The following is a 20,185-nucleotide window of genomic DNA, read 5'->3' as shown; positions in this document are numbered from 1 at the left end:
CAGGGAGCAGGGGGAGCAAGAAGAATGACAACCGACAACTAACAACTGACAACTGACAACTAACAACTGACTCAAAAATAAAATCTGATCTAGTAGGGCATTATTTATCCACTGGTAAAATATTTAGAGGAATTTCTCTAACTAGACGAAACGGAAATGCCGCAGTTGAGGCTACCTGAGCATAATCTGGAGTGAGAAAAACGGCATATTTTTCAGCTTCTGGAGTTAACTGTGCTGCCATTGCCAAAACTATAGCTTTAGCAAATTTGCGAACGTCAGCGGCTTGTTCACCTACCACTTCACCACCACTAAAAGGTGTGTTGGGTTGTTCGGCCTGATCTAAAGTGGTGCTGGGGTCTTTAACACTCAAATGAGTACCTCCAACTATTCCAACTAGCCATTTGGGAGACTGAATTTTACTAAATGGCACAATCTGCTCAGTTAAAGCTGGCGTACTTTTATCTGCGGAAGCTGCTAACACAAGAGTAGGTACTTGCAACTTTGTCAAACCTGTTTCCCCAAATATCAGAGAAGTTGTAGGACTAAAAGCGATCGCCTGTTTTATTCTGGTATCTTGTAGTTGATAACTATTTTCTGGAAGTTCTTGGGCAACACATTGGATAGTTTCTCCTAGGCTCAAGACAGCCAAGTTAGCTTGACAACGTTGTTTGAGATTTTTTAGTTGTAACTCTGCTCCTGCAACTGCTAAGGCTGTACCACCGCCAAAAGAATAGCCAAGAACTATCACATTATTAGTTGCAAGTTTTCCTTGCAGTGGGTTGTTAGCTGTTTGATTAAGTTGTTCTAGTTGATCAAGAACAAAACTCACATCTTTGGGACGATCCAAAAACTCTTGGGGCTTCAAAAACCTAATTTTACCGGCTGCTGCTAAGTTAATATTGGTTCCGTTACTGCCAGAATGTTCTAAAGCTACAAATATATAACCGTGAGATGCGAGATGTTCTGCTAAGTAACGCAAGTCTGTGCGGTTTGATCCCAGACCGTGACTATATATAATTATAGGTTTGTCAACAGTTACAGCAGTTGACCAGTAAATATCAACAGGAATATTGCGTTGGCGCTTTTGGTCATTCCATTGCAAGTTGAGTACTTGTACTGAAGCTGTTCCCGGTTGGGTGGGATCAAAGGGTAAAGAAATCTGCGATTTTCTAGGATCGAGTTGGGGTGCGATCGCTAGCATAAACTGTTGGGTACGCCAAAAAGCTGTATTCAAACTCTTGGCTACGGTCAAAGCCTGTGGTAAATCAATTTTCAGACTTTGGCTAGGATAGGCAGCAATAAAATTTAATACTGAAAGACCTTGCGGCGCAGTAGAGCCTAGTACCAATCCAGCTCTAAGTGCTTGAACTCCAGCTTGATCCTTTCTAACTACAGCACTAGAAAGATCGTTGAGAATTGTTGTCCCAATTTGGGTATTAAGTAACCGACTAATAGTGACAACGTTAATTGGTACTCTCATTCTCAGCGCCCCCAAGATAAAGCGGCGTTGTTGTTCAGATAATCTGTTAGTGTAGGGCGCTAAACTTGCAGGTAATTCTCCAGTTTCGGCTGCCTTTTGCAACTCTGTTAGGGAGATGGATTCTTCTAAAAGTCCAACACGCACAACAACTGTATCAGCCGCTTGTACAGAGGTATTTGCTCCAAAAAACTGTGTAAGAGCGATCGCCCAAAATAGACCTGCAACTATTTTGAGACTTTTCCAGCCTTTTCCCATAAACATCGTTACTAATTAATACTTACGGGAATATAGCTGATATTTGTGTATTTGACCAATTACTAAACAATTATGCAGATAGTTAGACCGGCAAAAAAGCTGGGAATCCTATATCATGCAGGCTCCTGTCAGAGTTGGGAATTTTGTATGGTACAGCAGAGTTTAGGAAAATGGCTATCCAGCCTGAAAGTTGGGCAAAAAATTGGACTGGGATACGCTCTTGCTCTAGGCATTGCTGTGTCCGGCTCAATTACTGGTTTTCGAGTTGGGCATTACTATCAACGGCAGGCTGAAGCACGAGAAAAACACATCCGTAACGAGGTGGAACTGCTGCATCGCCTGCAATCTCGTGTTCTTCAAACCCGGACTCATCAACAACAACTCATTCCTCTGGCGCAATACCCAGAAAAGTTTCAAGATGAATATACTCACTTGTTGAAGCATAAAGCTGAAATCCAAGAAATTTGGGCTGAACTTAAGGCATTTGTGGTAAAGTCTCCGAGCTTGCAAGATCATATACATCAAGTAATGATTCCAAACTTCCTACAAACCTATGACCTTGTGCCACAGCGCTACTCAAAGGAATTAGAATACCGAGTTGAACGAATTCGTAAGCTGAATCTCGCATTACCCTCTGATGTTGAGCAGGCCCAAGTACTAGTATTGGAATTTACCAATAGCAGTTTGGCACTTGAATTTGATGGCATTTCGGATGATTTAGTGCATTTAATTGACCAAAGTTACCAGGAACTTGAGGTAGCAGTCAGGTCAAATGAACAAGCAAACAATGTTGCTGAGAAAATTGTGATTGCGAGTATTGGATTATCGGTCGCGCTCGCTATTGTTTTGGCAGTTTTGACCAGTCGGGCAATTGCCCAACCGATTCAGTCTCTAACCAAGGTTGCCCGACGCTCCACTGAAGAGTCGAATTTTGACTTACAAGCGACTGTTAAGCAAAATGACGAAATTGGGGTGCTTGCCAATGCCTTTAACCAACTAATTAACTCAGTTAAGCAACTTTTACAGCAACAGAGAACAGCTAATGAACAACTAGAAACCTATAGCCAAACGCTCGAATCTCAAGTTGAGGAAAGAACCCAAGAACTTAACGACAAAAATGCACAACTGCAAAAGATCTTAGAAGAACTGCAACGTACTCAGGTGCAAATGGTGCAAAGCGAAAAGATGTCTGCTTTGGGACAAATGGTAGCAGGCGTGGCACACGAAATCAACAATCCGGTCAACTTCATCCACGGTAACTTGGCTCATGTACAGGAATACGCTCATAATTTACTCAATTTTGTGCAGATATACCAGAAGCACTATCCCCAAGCAGCACCTGAAATTCAAGCTGAGGCAGAATCGCTTGATATGGAGTTTATCCAAACCGACCTGCCCAAAATGCTGGATTCTATGAAGATCGGCACCGAGCGCATTCACCAGATTGTCTTGTCACTCCGCAACTTCTCACGAACCGATGAAGTTGGCTTCAAAGCCGTTGATGTTCACGAAGGCATTGATAGTACGTTGTTGATTTTGCAGCATCGCTTGAAAGATAAACCGGAGCGAGTGATTCAGGTATTGCGTGATTATGGAAATCTACCGCTAGTGGAATGCTACCCTGGTCAACTTAACCAAGTGTTTATGAATATTCTGGCGAATGCCATTGATGCGCTGGAAGAAGTCAATGCCAAACGGACGTATCAGGAGAGTAAGAACAACTCTAGCCAAATTACCATTCGGACTTCCAAACTAGATACAAACTGGATAAAAATTGTGATCTCTGATAATGGAATCGGGATGCCTGAGCATATCAAGAAACGCATTTTTGATCCATTTTTCACTACGAAAGCTGTAGGTAAAGGAACAGGAATGGGGATGCCGATTAGCTATCAGATTGTCACTGAAAAACATAGTGGTAAGTTAGAGTGTTTTTCAATACTTGGCGAGGGAACGGATTTTATTATTCAAATCCCTGTTCAACAGCAAGCCTATGTTACGGTCTAATAAGTTCCATATACCTGACCGATGTTGCCTAATCACAGGTGATGGGCGATTGTGATCACCTTCTGGCTTTATGTGGATGTAACAAAACGGTTGATTCATACCGCAGAAATGGCACAAACTTGTAAACCAACAGGTGTGTGAATAATTATAGATTCCACTCCAAATACTTGTGCTATGGAGTTTGGTGTAAGAACCTCTTCGGGTGTACCAACTTCCAAAAGCTGACCTTGTTTTAATAAGGCAATACGGGAACTATACCGTGCTGCTAAATTCAATTCGTGTAAAACTGTGACTATTGTTAATTCTTGCTGTTGATTTAAATTTTGCAGTAGTTCCAATAATTGCAACTGATAGTTGATATCTAAAAAAGTTGTAGGTTCATCTAATAGTAATACTTTTGGTTCTTGCGCCAGTGCTAAAGCTAAAAAAGCCCGTTGTCTTTCACCACCTGAAAGTTGTTCAACTAAGCGATCGCTCATTTTTTCTAGTTGCGTTTTTTTGATTGCATCTGCAACTTTTTGCCAATCTTCTGTTGTTAACTCCCATTGCCACCAAGCTTGATGCGGTGTACGTCCTAAACTAACTAATTGTCGCACTGTTAAACCAACAGGAATTGTTTGTTGTTGCGGTAACAATGCCAATTTCTGTGCAACTAAATTCGGGGGTTGAGAGTGGATGGCTTTACCATCGAGTAGCACTGTTCCCTGCTGTGGAGAAAGAATACGACTGATTAATTTTAGTAATGTTGATTTACCAGAACCATTAGCACCGACTAAACTCAACCATTCTCCTGTTTGCAGGGTAAGGTTAATATCTCGGACAATTGGCGCTTTGGTGTAACCACCAGTGAGATTTTGTAGTTCGAGTGGCATTCTAAAACTTACTCACTCCAGCAGAACGGCGATAAAGTAACCAGATAAACAAAGGCGAACCTAGTAAGGCAGTAACTGAACCTACTGGTAGTTCTACTGCTCCTAGTCTAGAAAGTAAATCTGCGAAAGTCAGCAACCAAGCGCCTGCAAGGGCTGACAGTGGTAAAACAAAGCGGTGATCTGTGCCAACAATCATCCGTACACCGTGAGGAACGACAAGACCGACAAACCCAATCAAACCGCTGATGCTAACTGCACCTGCGGCTAATAAAGTGGCGACACCGCCAATTAAAAGACGCGATCGCGTTAACGAAACTCCTAACCCCACAGCCAAATCATCTCCCAAAGCCAACACATTGACCGATCGCGCCAGTAAGCATCCCCCCAGTAAAGCAACAATGATATAAGGGCCAGCGGTGGAAATTTCTTTCCAACCCCGTCCATTTAAGCTACCCACCAACCAACTCAGAGCAATTTGAATTTGACCGTCTTCGGCTAATAGCAGCAATGTGCTTTGTATTGAACCTAATAGAGAACTGACTGCTACTCCGCCTAAAATCAACCTTTCAATAGAGATTCCTGACCCCGCACGACCGAGCAAAATCACAATAGCTGAAGTTAAAATTGCTCCTATCCACGCCGCCAAAGGAATCGCTATAGGGAATATTTGCCAAACTATCATTAAAATTACCACGAGTCCTGCACCGGCGGAAATGCCCAAAATAAAAGGATCGGCGAGACTATTACGTAACATTCCTTGCAGCAGCGCTCCGGACATTCCCAAGGCCGCGCCAACAATCATCGCCGCGGTAATGCGTGGAAGCCGCAAATCCCAAAGAATTGTCTGTTTAATGGGATCGCCTTGACGGAGGATTGCTTGCCACAATTGCGGCATACTCAAGGGTACTGCTCCTTGAGATAAGGAAAGTGCTAGGGTTACTACCAATGCTGTTGATATTAGCAAAATAGCCCAGAATAGGCGATGTTTGCTTAAAATTGCCTGTAATCGCTTAGTCACTTCCGGCGTTCTTGCAACTTGCGATAAACTGCTTTGATATCAACTTGATGATGTGCTAAAGCTACCAGCGTATGATAAAACAAGTCTGCAACTTCGCCTGCGATCGCATCTACATCATCATCTTTACAGGCCATTACGACTTCCGCAGATTCTTCGCCAATTTTCTTCAAAATTTTATTATCACCACCTGCCAATAACTTACAGGTATAAGAACTTTCATTAGGATGATCGCGGCGATCGCATATTACATTAAACACTTGTGACAATGTATCCCCTGGTGGAGGAGCAACTTTTTCTTCAATCTGATGAAAACAACTGCGTTCACCAGTATGACAAGCAATATCTCCTATTTGCTCTACTCCTATTAACAAAGCATCACTATCGCAGTCATAACGAATACTTTGCACTTTTTGGATATGACCAGAAGTAGCTCCTTTATGCCATAACTCCTGACGGGAACGACTCCAAAAACAAGTTTCTCCTGTTTCTAAAGTCTTTTGTAGCGATTCCCGGTTCATCCACGCCATCATCAAAATAGTACCATCCAAATAATCTTGGATAATTGCTGGTACCAAACCCCGTTCATCGTAGCGAATTTTTTCAACAGGGATGGCTTGGTGCAATGAATACGGATCGGTGGAAAACATACCAGCTAATTTGTTCTAATGAGAATGATTCATGGTTTCACCATACCATCTCTACCCAGGCAGCTGGCATGATTTTTTCCAAACAACCCGATATCTAAATAATCTAGCCCCAAACCAAAACGCTCCTGTCCATTGCGGACTGCATCTTCACAGCACTTAATGCAACTTGGTGAGCTTTAGGCGCTTCACCATACCAATGAGCAGCAGAGTTAAAAGCTGCCCGGTAAAGATCCTGATATGCCTCAGATAATCGAGTCCGAATCTCTAAAGGCAAGTCTTCATTAGACTTGTATAACATTTTGTTATTTTTTTGGTTTAGTTATTTTTATACGATAGAAGTTTCAATCAGTTTTTAACCCTATCCTAAGATAGAGCTTTAGATACAGCTTTTGTGTTGCCCACTATCAGGAGAAAGCCTTGGTAAATACCACGATTAAAACAACAAAATCACAAGAAATTTTCACTGCTGCTCAAAATCTCATGCCAGGAGGAGTCAGTTCTCCAGTTCGTGCTTTCAAATCTGTGGGGGGACAGCCCATTGTTTTTGATCGCGTCAAAGGCGCATACATTTGGGATGTGGATGGCAACCAGTACATTGATTATGTAGGCACTTGGGGCCCAGCCATTTGCGGTCATGCTCATCCCGAAGTGATTGGAGCGCTCCATGAAGCTTTAGAAAAAGGAACCAGTTTTGGTGCGCCCTCAGTATTAGAGAATGTTCTGGCAGAAATGGTCATTGATGCCGTTCCCAGCATCGAAATGGTAAGATTTGTTAACTCCGGAACTGAGGCTTGTATGTCAGTGCTGCGGCTGATGCGGGCTTTTACCCAACGGGAGAAAATTATCAAGTTTGAAGGCTGCTACCACGGCCACGCTGATATGTTTTTAGTCAAGGCGGGTTCTGGTGTTGCCACCCTCGGCTTACCTGACTCACCAGGAGTACCTAAAGCGGCAACTACCAGCACACTAACTGCGCCTTTCAATGACCTAGAAGCCGTCAAAGCTTTATTTGAAGAAAATCGCGACGAAATTGCTGGTGTTATCTTGGAGCCAGTTGTCGGTAATGCTGGCTTTATTCCTCCCGATGCTGGTTTTTTAGAAGGGTTACGGGAACTAACCCAAGAGCATGGAGCATTGTTGGTGTTTGATGAAGTCATGACTGGCTTCCGGATTGCTTACGGTGGCGCTCAAGAAAAATTTGGCGTTACCCCTGATTTGACGACTTTAGGTAAGGTAATCGGTGGCGGTTTGCCAGTAGGAGCTTATGGCGGTCGTCGAGATATTATGTCAATGGTTGCTCCTGCTGGCCCTGTGTATCAAGCAGGAACTCTTTCGGGTAATCCCCTAGCGATGACTGCTGGAATTAAGACGCTGGAATTGCTGCAAAAATCGGGTACTTACGAGTATCTGGATCAAATTACTAAAAAACTAGCAGACGGTTTGCTACAAATTGCCAAAGAAACTGGTCATAGCGTTTGTGGCGGCCAGATCAGCGCTATGTTTGGCTTATTCTTCACTTCTGGGCCTGTTCATAACTATGAAGATGCCAAAAAATCTGATACAGCAAAATTTGGGCGCTTCCATCGCGGTATGTTAGAGCGCGGTATCTACTTAGCACCTTCTCAGTTTGAAGCTGGATTTACTTCTTTTGCTCACACAGAAGAAGATATTGAGCAAACTTTAGCAGTTGCACAGGAAGTAATGTCTAACCTGTAATCTGTTAACAGCCTATTGGCAAAAATCGCCAGCCAACCCTGCTCACTACTGAACAGGGTTGGTAATTCTACTTAATATTTATAATGATGATGAATGCAGTTTTAGAAAGTTTGTATAAACACTTATAAATCTCAAATAAATAATACCAATTATTAGTAATTACGGATAAAAATTGTTTTAGTTATTGGTAATTCATCTGTAAAAACAGCCTAGACAATAGTTAGAAGTGTCATTACGATAAATAATTTTATTTTTTAAAATTGGTTTACGTATTCTCCACTTGACTTTAGTAACTCTTCAAATAATTACCAGCAAAAATCACCTGGCAATAGTTGATTTTTATCTAAATAATTGGAAGGGAGTGTAATACTCCCCGTGATTATTCGTGCAGCGAGTTGACAGTGCATGAGCTACTGCTTAAATCCTATCTGTCCAAATCCAGAAAATGTGGCATACATCCAAAGGTGTCAGTCTTGTGGTTCACGGCTACTGTTGCGCGATCGCTATCGGGTAGTTGAACCATTAGGTCAGGGAGGTTTTGGAGCCACTTTCTTAGCCAATGACGAAGCCTTACCTGGAGAACCGAGTTGTGTAATCAAGCAACTGCGTCCCTCAGCAACTGCACCACACGTGTTGCAAATGGCGCGAGAACTGTTTGAGCGCGAAGCCAGAACTCTAGGCCAAATTGGCAATCATCCTCAAGTACCAAGGTTACTTGACTATTTTGAAGAGCAAGAACAATTCTACCTAGTCCAGGAGTACATCAGCGGTGCTACCTTGCAACAAGAAGTTAAACTTAAGGGCATCTTGAGCGAAACTGGGGTCAAACAATTCTTAAGTGAGATTTTGCCATTGCTGCAATATATCCACGAACAAAATGTAATTCACCGTGATATCAAGCCAGCCAATTTAATTCGCCGTACTCAAGATGCCAGAATGGTGTTAATTGACTTTGGTGCAGTCAAAAATCAAGTTAGCCAAGCCGCAACCAACCAATTTGGACAGACAGCATTAACTGCTTATGCAATTGGTACTCCTGGGTTTGCACCGCCAGAGCAAATGGCTATGCGTCCAGTTTACGCTAGTGATATCTACGCATTAGGCGTAACATGCATTTATTTATTAACTGGTAAAACTCCTAAAGATATAGATTACAATCCCACTACAGGCGAGATGATGTGGGAGCAGCTAGTGCAAGTCAGTGACCACTTGATTAGTGTGCTACGCAAAATGTTAGATGTGTCTGTACGTAATCGCTATCAGTCAGCCCAAGAAGTACTTAGGGCATTAGAAATAGAACCATATCTAGAAAGTTTATCTAAGGGGTTACTAATTAAATCTGATATTGAAGTTAAAGAAAGAACATATCACCGTTTGGAAGATTCTGCTATTTTATGTAGCAATCCTTCTGTTGCTGCAACTGGTTTAGCCCAGGTAGCAGCAGCCATTCGAGCCAGACGAGCCAAAATCGCAGAAGGATCTGGATTAGAACCAGGAGGAATGCGTCAGGGATCTGCAATAGGCAAATCAACATCTTTGCCTAATAGCAACAGTAATGGTTCACAAACTCAACATTCTAAAGTTGGACGCAAATTAGATACCCAAGGTTTACTTACAGCCTATTTGAAGGGGAGACGAGATTTTGCTCTACATGATTTAAATCTACTGAATCTCCAAGGTGTTGACTTATCTGAAACAAATTTCCATTCTGCTCAATTGCAAAAAACCAATCTCCAAGGAGCTAATCTCTACAATAGTGACTTTGGCAGAGCTAGTCTCACTAAAGCTAATCTCAAAGACGCTAATTTGAGCAAAGCTTACTTCAACCATGCTGATTTAGAAGGGGCAGATTTACGAGGTGCCGACCTCACTCATGCTTATCTTAGTAATGCTAATCTCCGGGGAACTAATCTGTGTGGTGCTAATCTTAGTGGTGCCAAAATTTCTGATGAACAACTAGCACTGGCGAAGACCAATTGGATGACAATACGTCCCAATGGTAAACGAGGCTTGTTATAATTAGAAGACTGAAGTTTAGAATTTTAGATAAAGTCAATTTCAAATTAAAAATTAAAATTCAAAAATTATTTTAAGTAAATTTTCAATACTACCTATTAAGTGCGATTTCAATTACCGCATTATGCAACCTGAATGCTAAGCATTTTTACGGTTGTGATCGTTGTTATGGCAATAAAATTATTCTCATATTTCTTAAAATTTTATTAAAATATTTTTAATAATTCCTATCTGTTAAAAATTCCTATCTGTTAAAAATCAATAAACATACTTTACAATAAAAAATAAAGTATCACAATAATTCTTTTATAGGAACATTTCATTATATTTACCTAGATGAAGATTGCTATTAGGCAAAAGCCAAACTTTAATGTTTGATAATGGCGGTAAAAAAGATAATTATTCCTGATTATTGGATTGAAATAGAAGATTTATGATGTCAGAAATTAGCAGATTACATTTATTAGTAGTAAAAGACTTAGCAGCAACCAGTGAATTGCAGAGTCAGGAATTAGAGCAGCAATTAAGTTTATATCAGATATTTCTCAAGTTATATGAGCAACATAGTACTCTTTTAGATGAAATTCTTCAATTAGAAAACCTATATCAGCCGTCTCTTAAGAGGGCTAAAACGCATTACTTACAGGGTGTAATGGATGACTCTGCTGTTTATGTAATAACTAACTTGTACGAAAATCAGACACAAACTTTACAACAACCCCAACAAATTTGGACAATTGGTCGCGATCGCAGCAGTGGTATCTGCATTCGTGATCAATATCTATCTCGTCGCCACGCTGCAATTCAATATATTGAGCATGAAGGTTTCTACTTAATCGACTTCAACAGTACAAACGGCTCCTTTGTAAATGGTGAACACACCCATGAGCCGATCAAACTAAAAGATGGCGATCGCATCCGCCTAGGTAGTATGACTTTTGATTTTTTCCTTAGTGATTCCAGTCGTGTATTACCAACCGTTGCAATGGAGTTACTGATGCAGCTTGTACCACGAGGGGGAGGTACAGATGAAACAGTAGGTGGTATTGTTGGTAAGTTGCAAAAACTAAAAACTGAAAAATCAAATAAAACTCTAGAGATTTCCCAAGACCTAAGCTTAGCTAAAAATTTGGATGATTATCATACAAGTTTAAATACAGAGCAACAATCAGAAATTTTAGATCGCTTTTTTAGTAGGTCAACATCATTTAATCCTAAATAACCCAATAATTAATAGCTTGTATAAGCTTTTTGGCGTATCACTCTGGGTAGTTAAAATATGCAGTAAATATCGTTAGTATTTATAAGGTAGATAAAAATTTAAGCAATCAGATGCCAACTGCTTTAATTACTGGTGCATCTAGTGGTATTGGTAAAGCTTTTGCTGAAGAACTAGCTGCGCGTCAGACAAATCTTGTTCTTGTGTCTCGTTCTGAAGAAAAGCTTCATCAACTAGCCAAACAATTACAAGAGCAACATAACATTCAAGTAGATGTTATAGTTAAAGACCTCACCGAACCGAATGCATCTGCTGGGATATTTGATGCAACTAAAAGCAAGAATTTAACAATTGATTTACTAATCAATAATGCTGGTTTTGGTGACTATGGTGACTTTGCAGAAAGCAACATAGAAAGACAACTTAAAATTGTACAATTAAACGTTTTAACTTTAGTTGATTTAACCCATAAATTTTTGCCCTTAATGCGGCAACGACATTCTGGCAGCATAATTAATTTATCTTCAATCACTGCATTTCAACCAATGCCATATCTTTCTGTTTATGCTGCCAGCAAAGCTTTTATTCTCAGTTTTAGCCAAGCTTTATGGGCCGAAAATCGTTCTTATGGTGTCCGCGTTCTCGTTGCTTGTCCGGGGCCTATAGAAACAAATTTTTTTGCCGAAGCTAACTTTCCTCCAGGTTTAGCAGGAAGTACGAATCAAATGTTTACAAGTGAAGAAGTTGTACGTGCATCCCTTAAAGCTTTAGAAAATGGGCAACCAACTCTGGTTATCGGTGATGTTAGTACTCAATTGCAAACTTTATTAGCTCAGTTAGTACCAAGAAAAATTCTGTTAACTATGTTGGCAAAAAAGTTTAAAGGTTAGGAATACTTCTTGATCAAGCTTTGATGAATAAGTTTGTAGTAAGGACTTTAGTCCTTCTTTTCTAAAATAGATACAAAAGCTAATCAAACTGTATTGCTAATAACGGATACGTGGATCAACATAAGCATTTAAAATGTCTATCAAAATGCTTGCACTCACGACGATCGCACCGAAAAATACTAGTACTCCTTGCACTGTGGGATAATCGCGATCGGAAATTGCTTGATAAAGTCGATTGGCTAACCCAGGCCAGGAAAATGTAACCTCAGTCAAAATTGCTCCACCTAATAAAGAAGCAAAGGTCAATCCTAAGACTGTGATCACGGGAATTAACGCATTTTTTAAGGCATGGGAGACTAAAATTTTATTTTCAGCAATACCTCTGGCTCTAGCTGCTTCTACATAATCTGCTTTGAGGGTTTGTTTTAAATTGACTCTTACAATGCGCTCAAAAATCCCACTGAGCAAAATACCTAGAGTGAGGCTAGGAAGGGCAAGATGGTGTAAAGCTGTAAAAAACTGGCTCAAGTTACCACTAAGTAAACTATCAATTGTATAGAGTCCAGTAATAGTAGAGGGTGCAGGAAGATTAGGTGGAAAACGGTTGGAATTGGGAAACCAAGCTAGTTGAACTGAAAAAATCAACTGTAAAAGCATTCCCGCCCAAAACATTGGCAATGCGTAGGTGATAATCCCAAATAACCGCCCCCCAACATCAAAATATGTCCCAGGACGAGAAGCTGAAAGAGTCCCAACCAAAATACCAACAGTAAGTGCAACCGCCATACTAAATACTGCTAACTCCACTGTCGCCGGAAAATATTGTCCAATTATGTCCCAAACATTTTGTCCGCGACTCGTTAAAGATGTACCCAAATCAAAACGCAGTATATTTCCCAAATAATTTAAGTACTGTAGCCACAGGGGAAGATTTAAACCCAGTTGTTTTCGCAGTTCTTCTTTAGCAGCTTCTGGCGCACGTCCACCGAGAATTGCATCTGCTGGATCTCCTGGTGTTGCTCGTAGTAATAAAAAGACAATTGTGATAATAGTCAACAGTTGCAATGGAGCAAGCAATAAACGGGAGACAATGTAATATTGTAAAGCTTTAGAGCGAGACATATTAGACCTCTTGCACGAATATTTAAACACTGAAATATAGAACTTGATTTAGCGTTCTCCTTTGCGTCTTTGCGCGCCAGTTGCTACAAGTCGGGGAACCCACCCAACGCACTGGCTTGCCTTTGCGCGAGCTTTTAAAGATATTTGCAGCAATACCAAAGTATTTATGCAAGATGTCTATTGATAAAGGATGTAGATGCAAAGCGGATTACTGAATACTAGGATGAAAAATAAAGGATGAAGTTACAAGATTAAAGATCAAAGAAAAGGCTAAGATTTTATCTTTAATACCTCATCCTTTACACTTCATCCTTTACACTTCATCCTTCATCCTTTAATTGACTACTTTTTGATTGTTTTGTAAATCAGGTTTTGAGTAGGATCAAGTTTTACGTCGCTAATACCTTTTTGGGCAAATACATAATCTTTGTTTTGCCAAAGGGGAACATAAGGTACATCATTAGAAACTTGTGTTTGAATTTCTGTGAAAATCTTTTGACGCGCTTCGGGGTTTTGTTCTTTACGTTCTTGATCAATCAATTTATTCATGGTTTCGCTATAGTAAAACGAACCTTGAGTTTGACTGCCACCATCTTCGCATCCTTTCGCAACTGAACCTTTTCGACAAGCTAAAAACGGCTGAATATAATTATCTGGGTCTAAAAAGTCTGGATACCAATCGAGCAAAGCTGCTGGATATAAACCCTTAGAGATGTCTTTAAAAAAGGTAGGCCCTTCTACAGTGATGACCTCAAATTGAAGTATGCCATCCATTTTGGTATCAACTAATGATTTAAGAGTCTGTGCTGCCAAACTCCGAGTTGGTGAACTAGAAGGATACCAAACTTGAATTTTTGCAGGGTTTGTTTTGGAGAAACCAGCACTAGTCAATAATTGCTTAGCTTGATCAAATTTAGCATCGCCGTATTTATCTTTAAATAATGGCTGGGAAACATCAAAAGTAGTGGGAATCATGCTGTAAAGCGGATCAGCTTGATTATATAAAACTCGCTCATTGATTAATGGACGATCAATTATGGCCGCAATTGCTTGTCTGACTTCTGCTTTATCTAAAGGTTGCTGATTTCGGTTCAACACCAGATAACTGACTACGCTACTTTGGGCACTAATTGCTTGCCAATCTCCTTTTTTCGCAGTTTCCTCTAGGCTACGAATTTGATCTGGTTGCAAAGATAGGTAAGCAACATCTACTGCACCTGTGCGGAAGGCATTAAATAAATTCACCGGACTAGTTTGAATTTGGACGTTAATACCTTTATTGGCTGGTTTTTCTCCCCAATACTTGTCAAAGACATCAAATCGCAGTGAATCTGTACCATACTGGGCTAACTTGTATGGGCCAGTCCCCACAAAAAGATTCGGCTGAAATTTACCAGGTGCAATTTCGTAAGCTTTGGGTGAAACTGCACACACTCCAGAAAATGCTAAAAGTGAAGGAAATGCCGCAAACGGCTTTTTCAACTGGATTGTTAGTTCATTGTCGCCTGTAGCTTTCACTGATGCCACTGTATCCGCAAGTAAGAAGGAGGGCTTACCCTTATTTTCTATAAAGCGCTGGATGCTAAATGTCATTGCTTCAGCGTCAAAGGGAGTTCCATCGTGAAAAACCACTCCCTGACGTAAAGGGATTGTGTAAGTTAGACCATCCGGACTGACTTTAGGTAAGGCTGTAGCCAACTGGGGTTTAATTTCTGTACTTCCTGGTTCGTAAGTGTAGAGGCGATCGCTTAAATTAATTACTAAACCCAAAGATGCTAACTCATAAGCGTCAGCGGGATCGAGGGTTCTCGGCTTTAACGTTGTACCTATAGTAATGCGACCATCTCCTGTAGGGCTATTTCCAGAACTAGATGTGGTCGTTGTTTGTGGACGAGGCGCACAGCTAATAACTAAAAATAAACATACACAGAATAAAGATAAGAGTTGTGTAATCCGATTCCAGCGTCTTGCAGATAAAGAAAACCAAGTCATATTATTTAAATTTTTTGAAATTAGCGGTCAGTTATCATACTATACATTTGGATAATATCCCCAAATTTTTCACAATTAATGTGGGCGATATGCATATTAACGTAAGTAATAGGCCTAATTTTTGTGATCACAGGGCTTAAAATGACCAATGACCAATGATTAATGACCAATGACTAAAAAGTGGTTCCAACTTGGACTTGCGGGTATATTTCTACTCTCACTCGCCTTACGGTTTTGGGGAATAAACAGATTTAACACTTTGGTATTTGATGAAGTCTACTACGCTAAATTTGGCAATAACTATCTTACCCATGTTCCGTTTTTTGATGGTCATCCACCACTAGGTAAATATATGATAGCGATTGGAATATGGCTAGGTAGTCATATTCCTTTTGGGCATGAGACGGTAAATGGGCTAACAGGTTCCCTGCGATCGCCTTGGAGTTATCGTTGGATGAATGCCCTTTTGGGGTCATTTATTCCTGTAATTGTTGCTGGTATTGCCTATCAGTTAAGTTATCGTCGCAGCTTTGCTTTACTCGGCGGCTTATTCACAGCTTGTGACGGCATATTTCTTGTAGAGTCACGCTATGCCCTGATTAATATTTATATAGTTTTGTTTGGTTTGTTAGGACAGTTATTGTTCTTATTGGCATTGGCAAACCAAAGACAAAGACGAATATTTTACTTAATATTTGCTGGTATAGCTTTTGGTGCATCAGTTGCTACGAAATGGAATGGTTTATTTTTTCTGTTAGGTATATATATCATTTGGAGTATATGTTGGATATGGCAAAGAATAGTCATAATAAAAAACCAACCAACGGATGTTATAGATGATTTACCTGTTAATTTCCCAAGCTATCAGCAATCTTTGCTGCAAAATTTAACTCAGCTAAATATTATACAAATTATATTTTTTCTAGGAATTATTCCACTTGCAGTCTACAGCGTGATTTGGATTCCTCACTTACAATTAGATACCAAATATGGATTTATAGAAGTACACAAGCAAATATTGGCATTTCACGAGCGTCTTGGTGGTAATACTGCCAAAGTTCATCCTTATTGTGCTGCTTGGTACAAATGGCCTTTGATGGCTCGACCAATAGCCTATTATTATCAAACGGCTCAAAGTGCCGCTGATCCCCTACCAGTGCTGGGGCCTCCTTTGCCTTCTGGTGCTGGAAAAGTGATTTATGATATCCATGCAATGGGCAATCCTTTTTTGTGGTGGTTTGGTCTCACGGCGATCATATTTTTATTAGGTTTGTTAATAGGAAAAATTATTATATATGTTGTGCAGCACAAGCGTTTGTTTGTTAAAAAGACACTAAGTATTGATACATGGATTGCCCTATACTTAGTGATCAATTATGCTGTTAATTTAGTACCTTGGATGAAGGTGACAAGGTGCGTTTTTATCTACCATTACATGACATCTGTAATATTTGCATTTTTAGCGATCGCTTGGTTTGTAGATCAATGTCTTCGCAGTTATTATCAGCAAGTTCGGGTAGTTGGTGTCACTATTACCTTTATTATTTTGGCTGCTTTTATTTTTTGGATGCCTGTTTATTTAGGTTTGCCGCTTTCTGCGGAAGGTTATAAACTGCGGATGTGGTTTAACTCTTGGATTTAATTTGCATAGTGTCAAGGTTAATTCGTTGCATTGTTGCTATGGCAAATCTGGTATCAATCGCCAATTATCTTGATTTTTAGCAGACTTAATCTGAGTTTCTAGCTGGGATTAGCAAAATAATCTAAAGATTTTGATAAAAAATGTATTGCTTTGTAATATTAATACATATTAGATATATTATCTAATCACTTATTTTTTTATATTTCTTGTCTGTAATTAAGCTTTACTGCCTGTTAGACTGTAAATCGCAAGTGACTTAAAGTAAACACTGCAAAATTTAACTGAGGGACTATAAATTTAATCAAGTTAGAAAAATTCAGAATCTGATATCTATAATCAGATAAAAATTGACCCAAAATGCCTAATGAAGAAATAATAGGCAGATTTTGCAGCCTTTATCATTTCATTTAGTTCAACTTGTAAAAACGAAGAAATATTATATACCTAACATCTAAGTAGTGTTTCAACCTGAATATATACTCTACTTTGGATGCTCCCAAATAATGGAGGATGATCATGGGAATAGACTTACAATTGCCCGATATTAATGTAACTAGCTTAAAAGAAGCTCCGATTCATTTTTTTAGACAAATTCAGCCCCACGGTGTGCTTTTAGTTTTAGAGGAACCTGAGCTAAAAATATTACAAATTAGTAGTAATACTTGGAATATTTTCGGCATTAATCCCGAAAATGTTTTGCACAAAAAGCTTGAAGATTTACTTGATCCCTTCCAAATTGAGAGAATTAAAACTGGATTATCAGAAGATAATCTTGAATTTATCAATCCCACAAAAATTTGGGTGAGAAAGAAAGGCGATGATTACGTAGTATTCGACGCAGTTTTTCACCGTAATGCCGAAGGATTCTTGATTTTAGAGTTAGAACCCGCGATTTCGCGAGAAAATATTCCCTTTTTAAGCTTTTATCATCTGGCTAGAGCTTCCATTAATCAGTTAGAAAAAACATCTAATTTGCGCGACTTTTGCCAAATAATTGTCCAGGAAGTGCGGAAAGTCACTGGATTTGATCGGGTGATGCTTTATAAGTTTGATGATGATGGACATGGTTCTGTGATTGCAGAAGAAAAACTAGCAAGCATGGAACCATATCTAGGGCTACATTATCCCGAATCGGATATACCCAAACCAGCCAGAAAATTATTTGTTTCCAATTCAATTAGATTAATTCCGGATTCTTACGCGGAACCTGTACAGATTTTACCTGCGAATAATCCGGTTAGCGATCGCCCTGTTGATTTAACTAACTCGATTCTTAGAAGTGCTGCTTCTTGTCATACAGAATACCTACATAATATGGGTGTAGGTGCTTCGTTGACTATCTCGTTGATTAAAGACCAAAAACTTTGGGGATTAATTGCTTGTCATCATCAATCACCCAAATATGTTTCTTACGAGTTGCGGAAAGCCTGTGAATTTTTAGGGCGAGTCATATTTTCAGAAATCTCAGCCAGAGAAGAAACAGAAGACTACGACTATCGAATGAGTTTGACACATATTCAATCACTTTTGGTTGAATATATGTCTCAAGAAGAAAACTTTATTGATGGTTTAGTTAAATATCAGCCAAATCTCCTCAATTTAACCAGCGCTCAAGGAGCCGCTGTATGTTTTGGCGACCATTGTACAGTAATTGGTGAGACTCCTAAAGAAGAAGACCTCAATTATTTAGTTCAGTGGTTAAAGAATAACGTTGATGAAGAAGTTTTCTACACAGATTCTCTCCCACAAATTTATCCAGATGCCGAAAGATTTAAGAATGTTGCCAGCGGTTTGTTAGCAATTCCCATTTCTCGGCGCAATTATGTTTTGTGGTTTCGACCGGAAGTAATTCAAACTGTTAATTGGGGTGGTGATCCTCATAAAGCATTTGAAGTTAGCCAAACAGAAGGAAATGTGCGCCTGTGTCCGCGCAAATCATTTGAACTGTGGAAAGAAACCGTTCGTCTCACCTCTTTACCCTGGCAAGCTGTAGAAATAAAAGCAGCCTTAGAACTACGCAAAGCCATTGTAAATATTGTGCTACGTCAAGCCGATGAATTGGCCCAGTTAGCTCAAGATTTAGAACGTTCTAACGCCGAACTGAAAAAGTTTGCCTACGTCGCCTCCCATGATTTGCAAGAACCACTCAATCAAGTAGCAAATTACGTGCAGTTATTGGAGATGCGCTATCAAGGAGAACTCGACGAAGATGCTAATGAGTTTATTACCTACGCTGTAGAGGGAGTCAGCCTCATGCAGACGTTGATTGATGACGTACTGGTATACTCTAAAGTGGATACTCAGGCGATCGCTTTTCAACCCACTCAAGTAGAGACAGCTTTAGAACGTGCCCTCAGCAATTTACGCCAACGCATTTTGGAAACTGGGGCTACAATCACCCACGATGCTCTGCCGACGGTAATGGCTGGTAGCACGCAACTGATGCAGCTATTTCAGAACCTGATTGCCAACGCCATTAAGTTCCGTAGTGACCAACCACTACAAATTCATGTAGGGGCAGAAAGACTAGAGGATGAATGGTTGTTCTGGGTAAGAGATAATGGTATTGGCATTGATCCCCAATTTAGCGATCGCATTTTCGTTATCTTTCAACGTCTGCACACGCGGGATGAGTATCCTGGTACAGGTATGGGCCTAGCTATATGCAAAAAGATTATTGAATGTCACCGGGGTCGGATATGGGTTGAGTCACAACTAGGTGAAGGCGCAACCTTCTATTTTACGATTCCAGTCGGAGGACGTGAGCGTGAGCGTAGAAACGGAAGAAAAACACAAAACAATATTTTTGGTTGAGGACAATAAAGCCGATATCCGCTTAATTCAAGAAGCCTTAAAAAATAGCTTAGTGCCGCATCAAGTGGTGACAGTTAGGGATGGCGTGGACGCTATGGCTTTTTTACGCCAAGAGGGCGAGTATGCTGATGCACCCCGCCCTGACTTGATTTTGCTGGATTTAAACTTGCCTAAAAAAGATGGTCGAGAGGTGCTGGCCGAAATTAAAGCTGACCCTGTACTCAAACGCATACCAGTAGTAGTATTGACAACCTCAAAAAACGAGGATGACATTTTCTATAGCTACGACTTGCATGTAAACTGCTACATCACTAAATCTCGCAACCTCAGCCAACTCTTCCAAATTGTTAAGGGAATTGAAGATTTTTGGCTTTCTATCGTCACCTTACCGTCGCAATGAGGGTAGGGGAGCAGGGGAAAGAGGACAAGGTGCAGGGGGCAGGGAGCAGGGGGAAAGGTTAAAGGGTAAAGGATGAAGAAACAAACCCTTTACCC

At 40.2% G+C, this 20,185-nt stretch carries 15 protein-coding genes; 8 read left to right on the top strand and 7 right to left on the bottom strand.

Annotated features, from left to right (window positions below):
* Positions 1-100: 100 nt before the first annotated feature.
* A complete protein-coding gene (locus I8751_RS20935) occupies positions 101-1,735 on the bottom strand; it encodes an alpha/beta hydrolase (protein WP_214441038.1) in 1,635 nt (544 codons plus the stop codon).
* A 147-nt stretch (positions 1,736-1,882) separates the two neighbouring features.
* Between I8751_RS20935 and I8751_RS20930 the strand changes: the two genes are divergently transcribed.
* Positions 1,883-3,742 carry a sensor histidine kinase gene (locus I8751_RS20930; RefSeq protein ID WP_225894297.1) on the top strand — a complete coding sequence of 620 codons (1,860 nt, stop codon included), beginning with the start codon at positions 1,883-1,885 and terminating at the stop codon, positions 3,740-3,742.
* A gap of 95 nt (positions 3,743-3,837) precedes the next feature.
* Here I8751_RS20930 and I8751_RS20925 read toward each other — a convergent pair whose 3' ends face one another.
* The 4 genes from I8751_RS20925 to I8751_RS20910 form a co-directional block, all read right to left on the bottom strand.
* The gene (locus I8751_RS20925) at positions 3,838-4,614 is read right to left on the bottom strand and encodes an ABC transporter ATP-binding protein (RefSeq protein ID WP_214441036.1); all 777 of its coding nucleotides are present in this window, start codon (positions 4,612-4,614) and stop codon (positions 3,838-3,840) included.
* 1 nt (position 4,615) lies between these two features.
* Entirely contained in the window at positions 4,616-5,632 is a 1,017-nt protein-coding gene (locus I8751_RS20920; protein ID WP_214441035.1) for a FecCD family ABC transporter permease, read from the bottom strand.
* On the bottom strand, positions 5,629-6,279 hold the full coding sequence (gene hisIE / locus I8751_RS20915; protein ID WP_214441034.1) for a bifunctional phosphoribosyl-AMP cyclohydrolase/phosphoribosyl-ATP diphosphatase HisIE: 651 nt from the start codon (positions 6,277-6,279) through the stop codon (positions 5,629-5,631). Before hisIE ends, I8751_RS20920 begins: the two co-directional genes overlap by 4 nt.
* A 103-nt stretch (positions 6,280-6,382) precedes the next feature.
* Entirely contained in the window at positions 6,383-6,577 is a 195-nt protein-coding gene (locus I8751_RS20910) for a ChaB family protein (RefSeq protein WP_214441033.1), read from the bottom strand.
* Positions 6,578-6,696: 119 nt separating this feature from the next.
* Here I8751_RS20910 and hemL point away from each other — a divergent pair, with 119 nt between their 5' ends.
* The 4 genes from hemL (at position 6,697) to I8751_RS20890 (ending at position 12,120) form a co-directional block, all read left to right on the top strand.
* Entirely contained in the window at positions 6,697-7,995 is a 1,299-nt protein-coding gene (hemL, locus tag I8751_RS20905; RefSeq protein WP_214441032.1) for a glutamate-1-semialdehyde 2,1-aminomutase, read from the top strand.
* Between the two features lie 405 nt (positions 7,996-8,400).
* On the top strand, positions 8,401-10,014 hold the full coding sequence (locus tag I8751_RS20900) for a serine/threonine-protein kinase (RefSeq protein WP_214441031.1): 1,614 nt from the start codon (positions 8,401-8,403) through the stop codon (positions 10,012-10,014).
* Positions 10,015-10,447: 433 nt separating this feature from the next.
* A complete protein-coding gene (locus I8751_RS20895) occupies positions 10,448-11,233 on the top strand; it encodes an FHA domain-containing protein (protein ID WP_214441074.1) in 786 nt (261 codons plus the stop codon).
* 110 nt (positions 11,234-11,343) lie between these two features.
* Entirely contained in the window at positions 11,344-12,120 is a 777-nt protein-coding gene (locus tag I8751_RS20890; RefSeq protein WP_214441030.1) for an SDR family NAD(P)-dependent oxidoreductase, read from the top strand.
* A gap of 96 nt (positions 12,121-12,216) precedes the next feature.
* Here the strand turns inward: I8751_RS20890 and I8751_RS20885 are convergent, their stop codons facing one another.
* Both I8751_RS20885 and I8751_RS20880 read right to left on the bottom strand, forming a co-directional pair.
* On the bottom strand, positions 12,217-13,242 hold the full coding sequence (locus I8751_RS20885) for an ABC transporter permease (RefSeq protein ID WP_214441029.1): 1,026 nt from the start codon (positions 13,240-13,242) through the stop codon (positions 12,217-12,219).
* Between the two features lie 342 nt (positions 13,243-13,584).
* Positions 13,585-15,234, bottom strand: a complete 1,650-nt coding sequence (locus I8751_RS20880; RefSeq protein ID WP_214441028.1) for an ABC transporter substrate-binding protein — start codon at positions 15,232-15,234, stop codon at positions 13,585-13,587.
* A 169-nt stretch (positions 15,235-15,403) separates the two neighbouring features.
* Between I8751_RS20880 and I8751_RS20875 the strand changes: the two genes are divergently transcribed.
* The 3 genes from I8751_RS20875 to I8751_RS20865 all read left to right on the top strand — a co-directional run bounded on the left by I8751_RS20875 (position 15,404) and on the right by I8751_RS20865 (position 20,090).
* The gene (locus I8751_RS20875; RefSeq protein WP_214441027.1) at positions 15,404-16,876 is read left to right on the top strand and encodes a dolichyl-phosphate-mannose--protein mannosyltransferase; all 1,473 of its coding nucleotides are present in this window, start codon (positions 15,404-15,406) and stop codon (positions 16,874-16,876) included.
* A gap of 516 nt (positions 16,877-17,392) precedes the next feature.
* Positions 17,393-19,690: a sensor histidine kinase gene (locus I8751_RS20870; protein ID WP_214441026.1), complete on the top strand. Its 2,298-nt coding sequence runs from the start codon at positions 17,393-17,395 to the stop codon at positions 19,688-19,690.
* On the top strand, positions 19,644-20,090 hold the full coding sequence (locus tag I8751_RS20865; RefSeq protein ID WP_214441025.1) for a response regulator: 447 nt from the start codon (positions 19,644-19,646) through the stop codon (positions 20,088-20,090). Before I8751_RS20870 ends, I8751_RS20865 begins: the two co-directional genes overlap by 47 nt.
* The last annotated feature ends 95 nt before the right edge of the window (positions 20,091-20,185 follow it).

The organism is Atlanticothrix silvestris CENA357 (assembly GCF_016056295.1).
Taxonomy (GTDB): Bacteria; Cyanobacteriota; Cyanobacteriia; order Cyanobacteriales; family Nostocaceae; genus Atlanticothrix; species Atlanticothrix silvestris.
This window is presented reverse-complemented; position numbering and strand designations above follow the sequence as displayed.

Bases quoted from the DNA above. Each gene is read 5' to 3' on its own strand.
- I8751_RS20890 (WP_214441030.1), top strand. From the start codon at position 11,344: ATGCCAACTGCTTTAATTACTGGTGCATCTAGTGGTATTGGTAAAGCT.
- I8751_RS20870 (WP_214441026.1), top strand. From the start codon at position 17,393: ATGGGAATAGACTTACAATTGCCCGATATTAATGTAACTAGCTTAAAA.
- I8751_RS20895 (WP_214441074.1), top strand. From the start codon at position 10,448: ATGTCAGAAATTAGCAGATTACATTTATTAGTAGTAAAAGACTTAGCA.
- I8751_RS20925 (WP_214441036.1), bottom strand. From the start codon at position 4,614: ATGCCACTCGAACTACAAAATCTCACTGGTGGTTACACCAAAGCGCCA.
- I8751_RS20875 (WP_214441027.1), top strand. From the start codon at position 15,404: ATGACTAAAAAGTGGTTCCAACTTGGACTTGCGGGTATATTTCTACTC.
- I8751_RS20900 (WP_214441031.1), top strand. From the start codon at position 8,401: ATGAGCTACTGCTTAAATCCTATCTGTCCAAATCCAGAAAATGTGGCA.
- I8751_RS20885 (WP_214441029.1), bottom strand. From the start codon at position 13,242: ATGTCTCGCTCTAAAGCTTTACAATATTACATTGTCTCCCGTTTATTG.
- I8751_RS20880 (WP_214441028.1), bottom strand. From the start codon at position 15,234: ATGACTTGGTTTTCTTTATCTGCAAGACGCTGGAATCGGATTACACAA.
- I8751_RS20935 (WP_214441038.1), bottom strand. From the start codon at position 1,735: ATGGGAAAAGGCTGGAAAAGTCTCAAAATAGTTGCAGGTCTATTTTGG.
- I8751_RS20910 (WP_214441033.1), bottom strand. From the start codon at position 6,577: ATGTTATACAAGTCTAATGAAGACTTGCCTTTAGAGATTCGGACTCGA.
- I8751_RS20930 (WP_225894297.1), top strand. From the start codon at position 1,883: ATGGTACAGCAGAGTTTAGGAAAATGGCTATCCAGCCTGAAAGTTGGG.
- hisIE (WP_214441034.1), bottom strand. From the start codon at position 6,279: ATGTTTTCCACCGATCCGTATTCATTGCACCAAGCCATCCCTGTTGAA.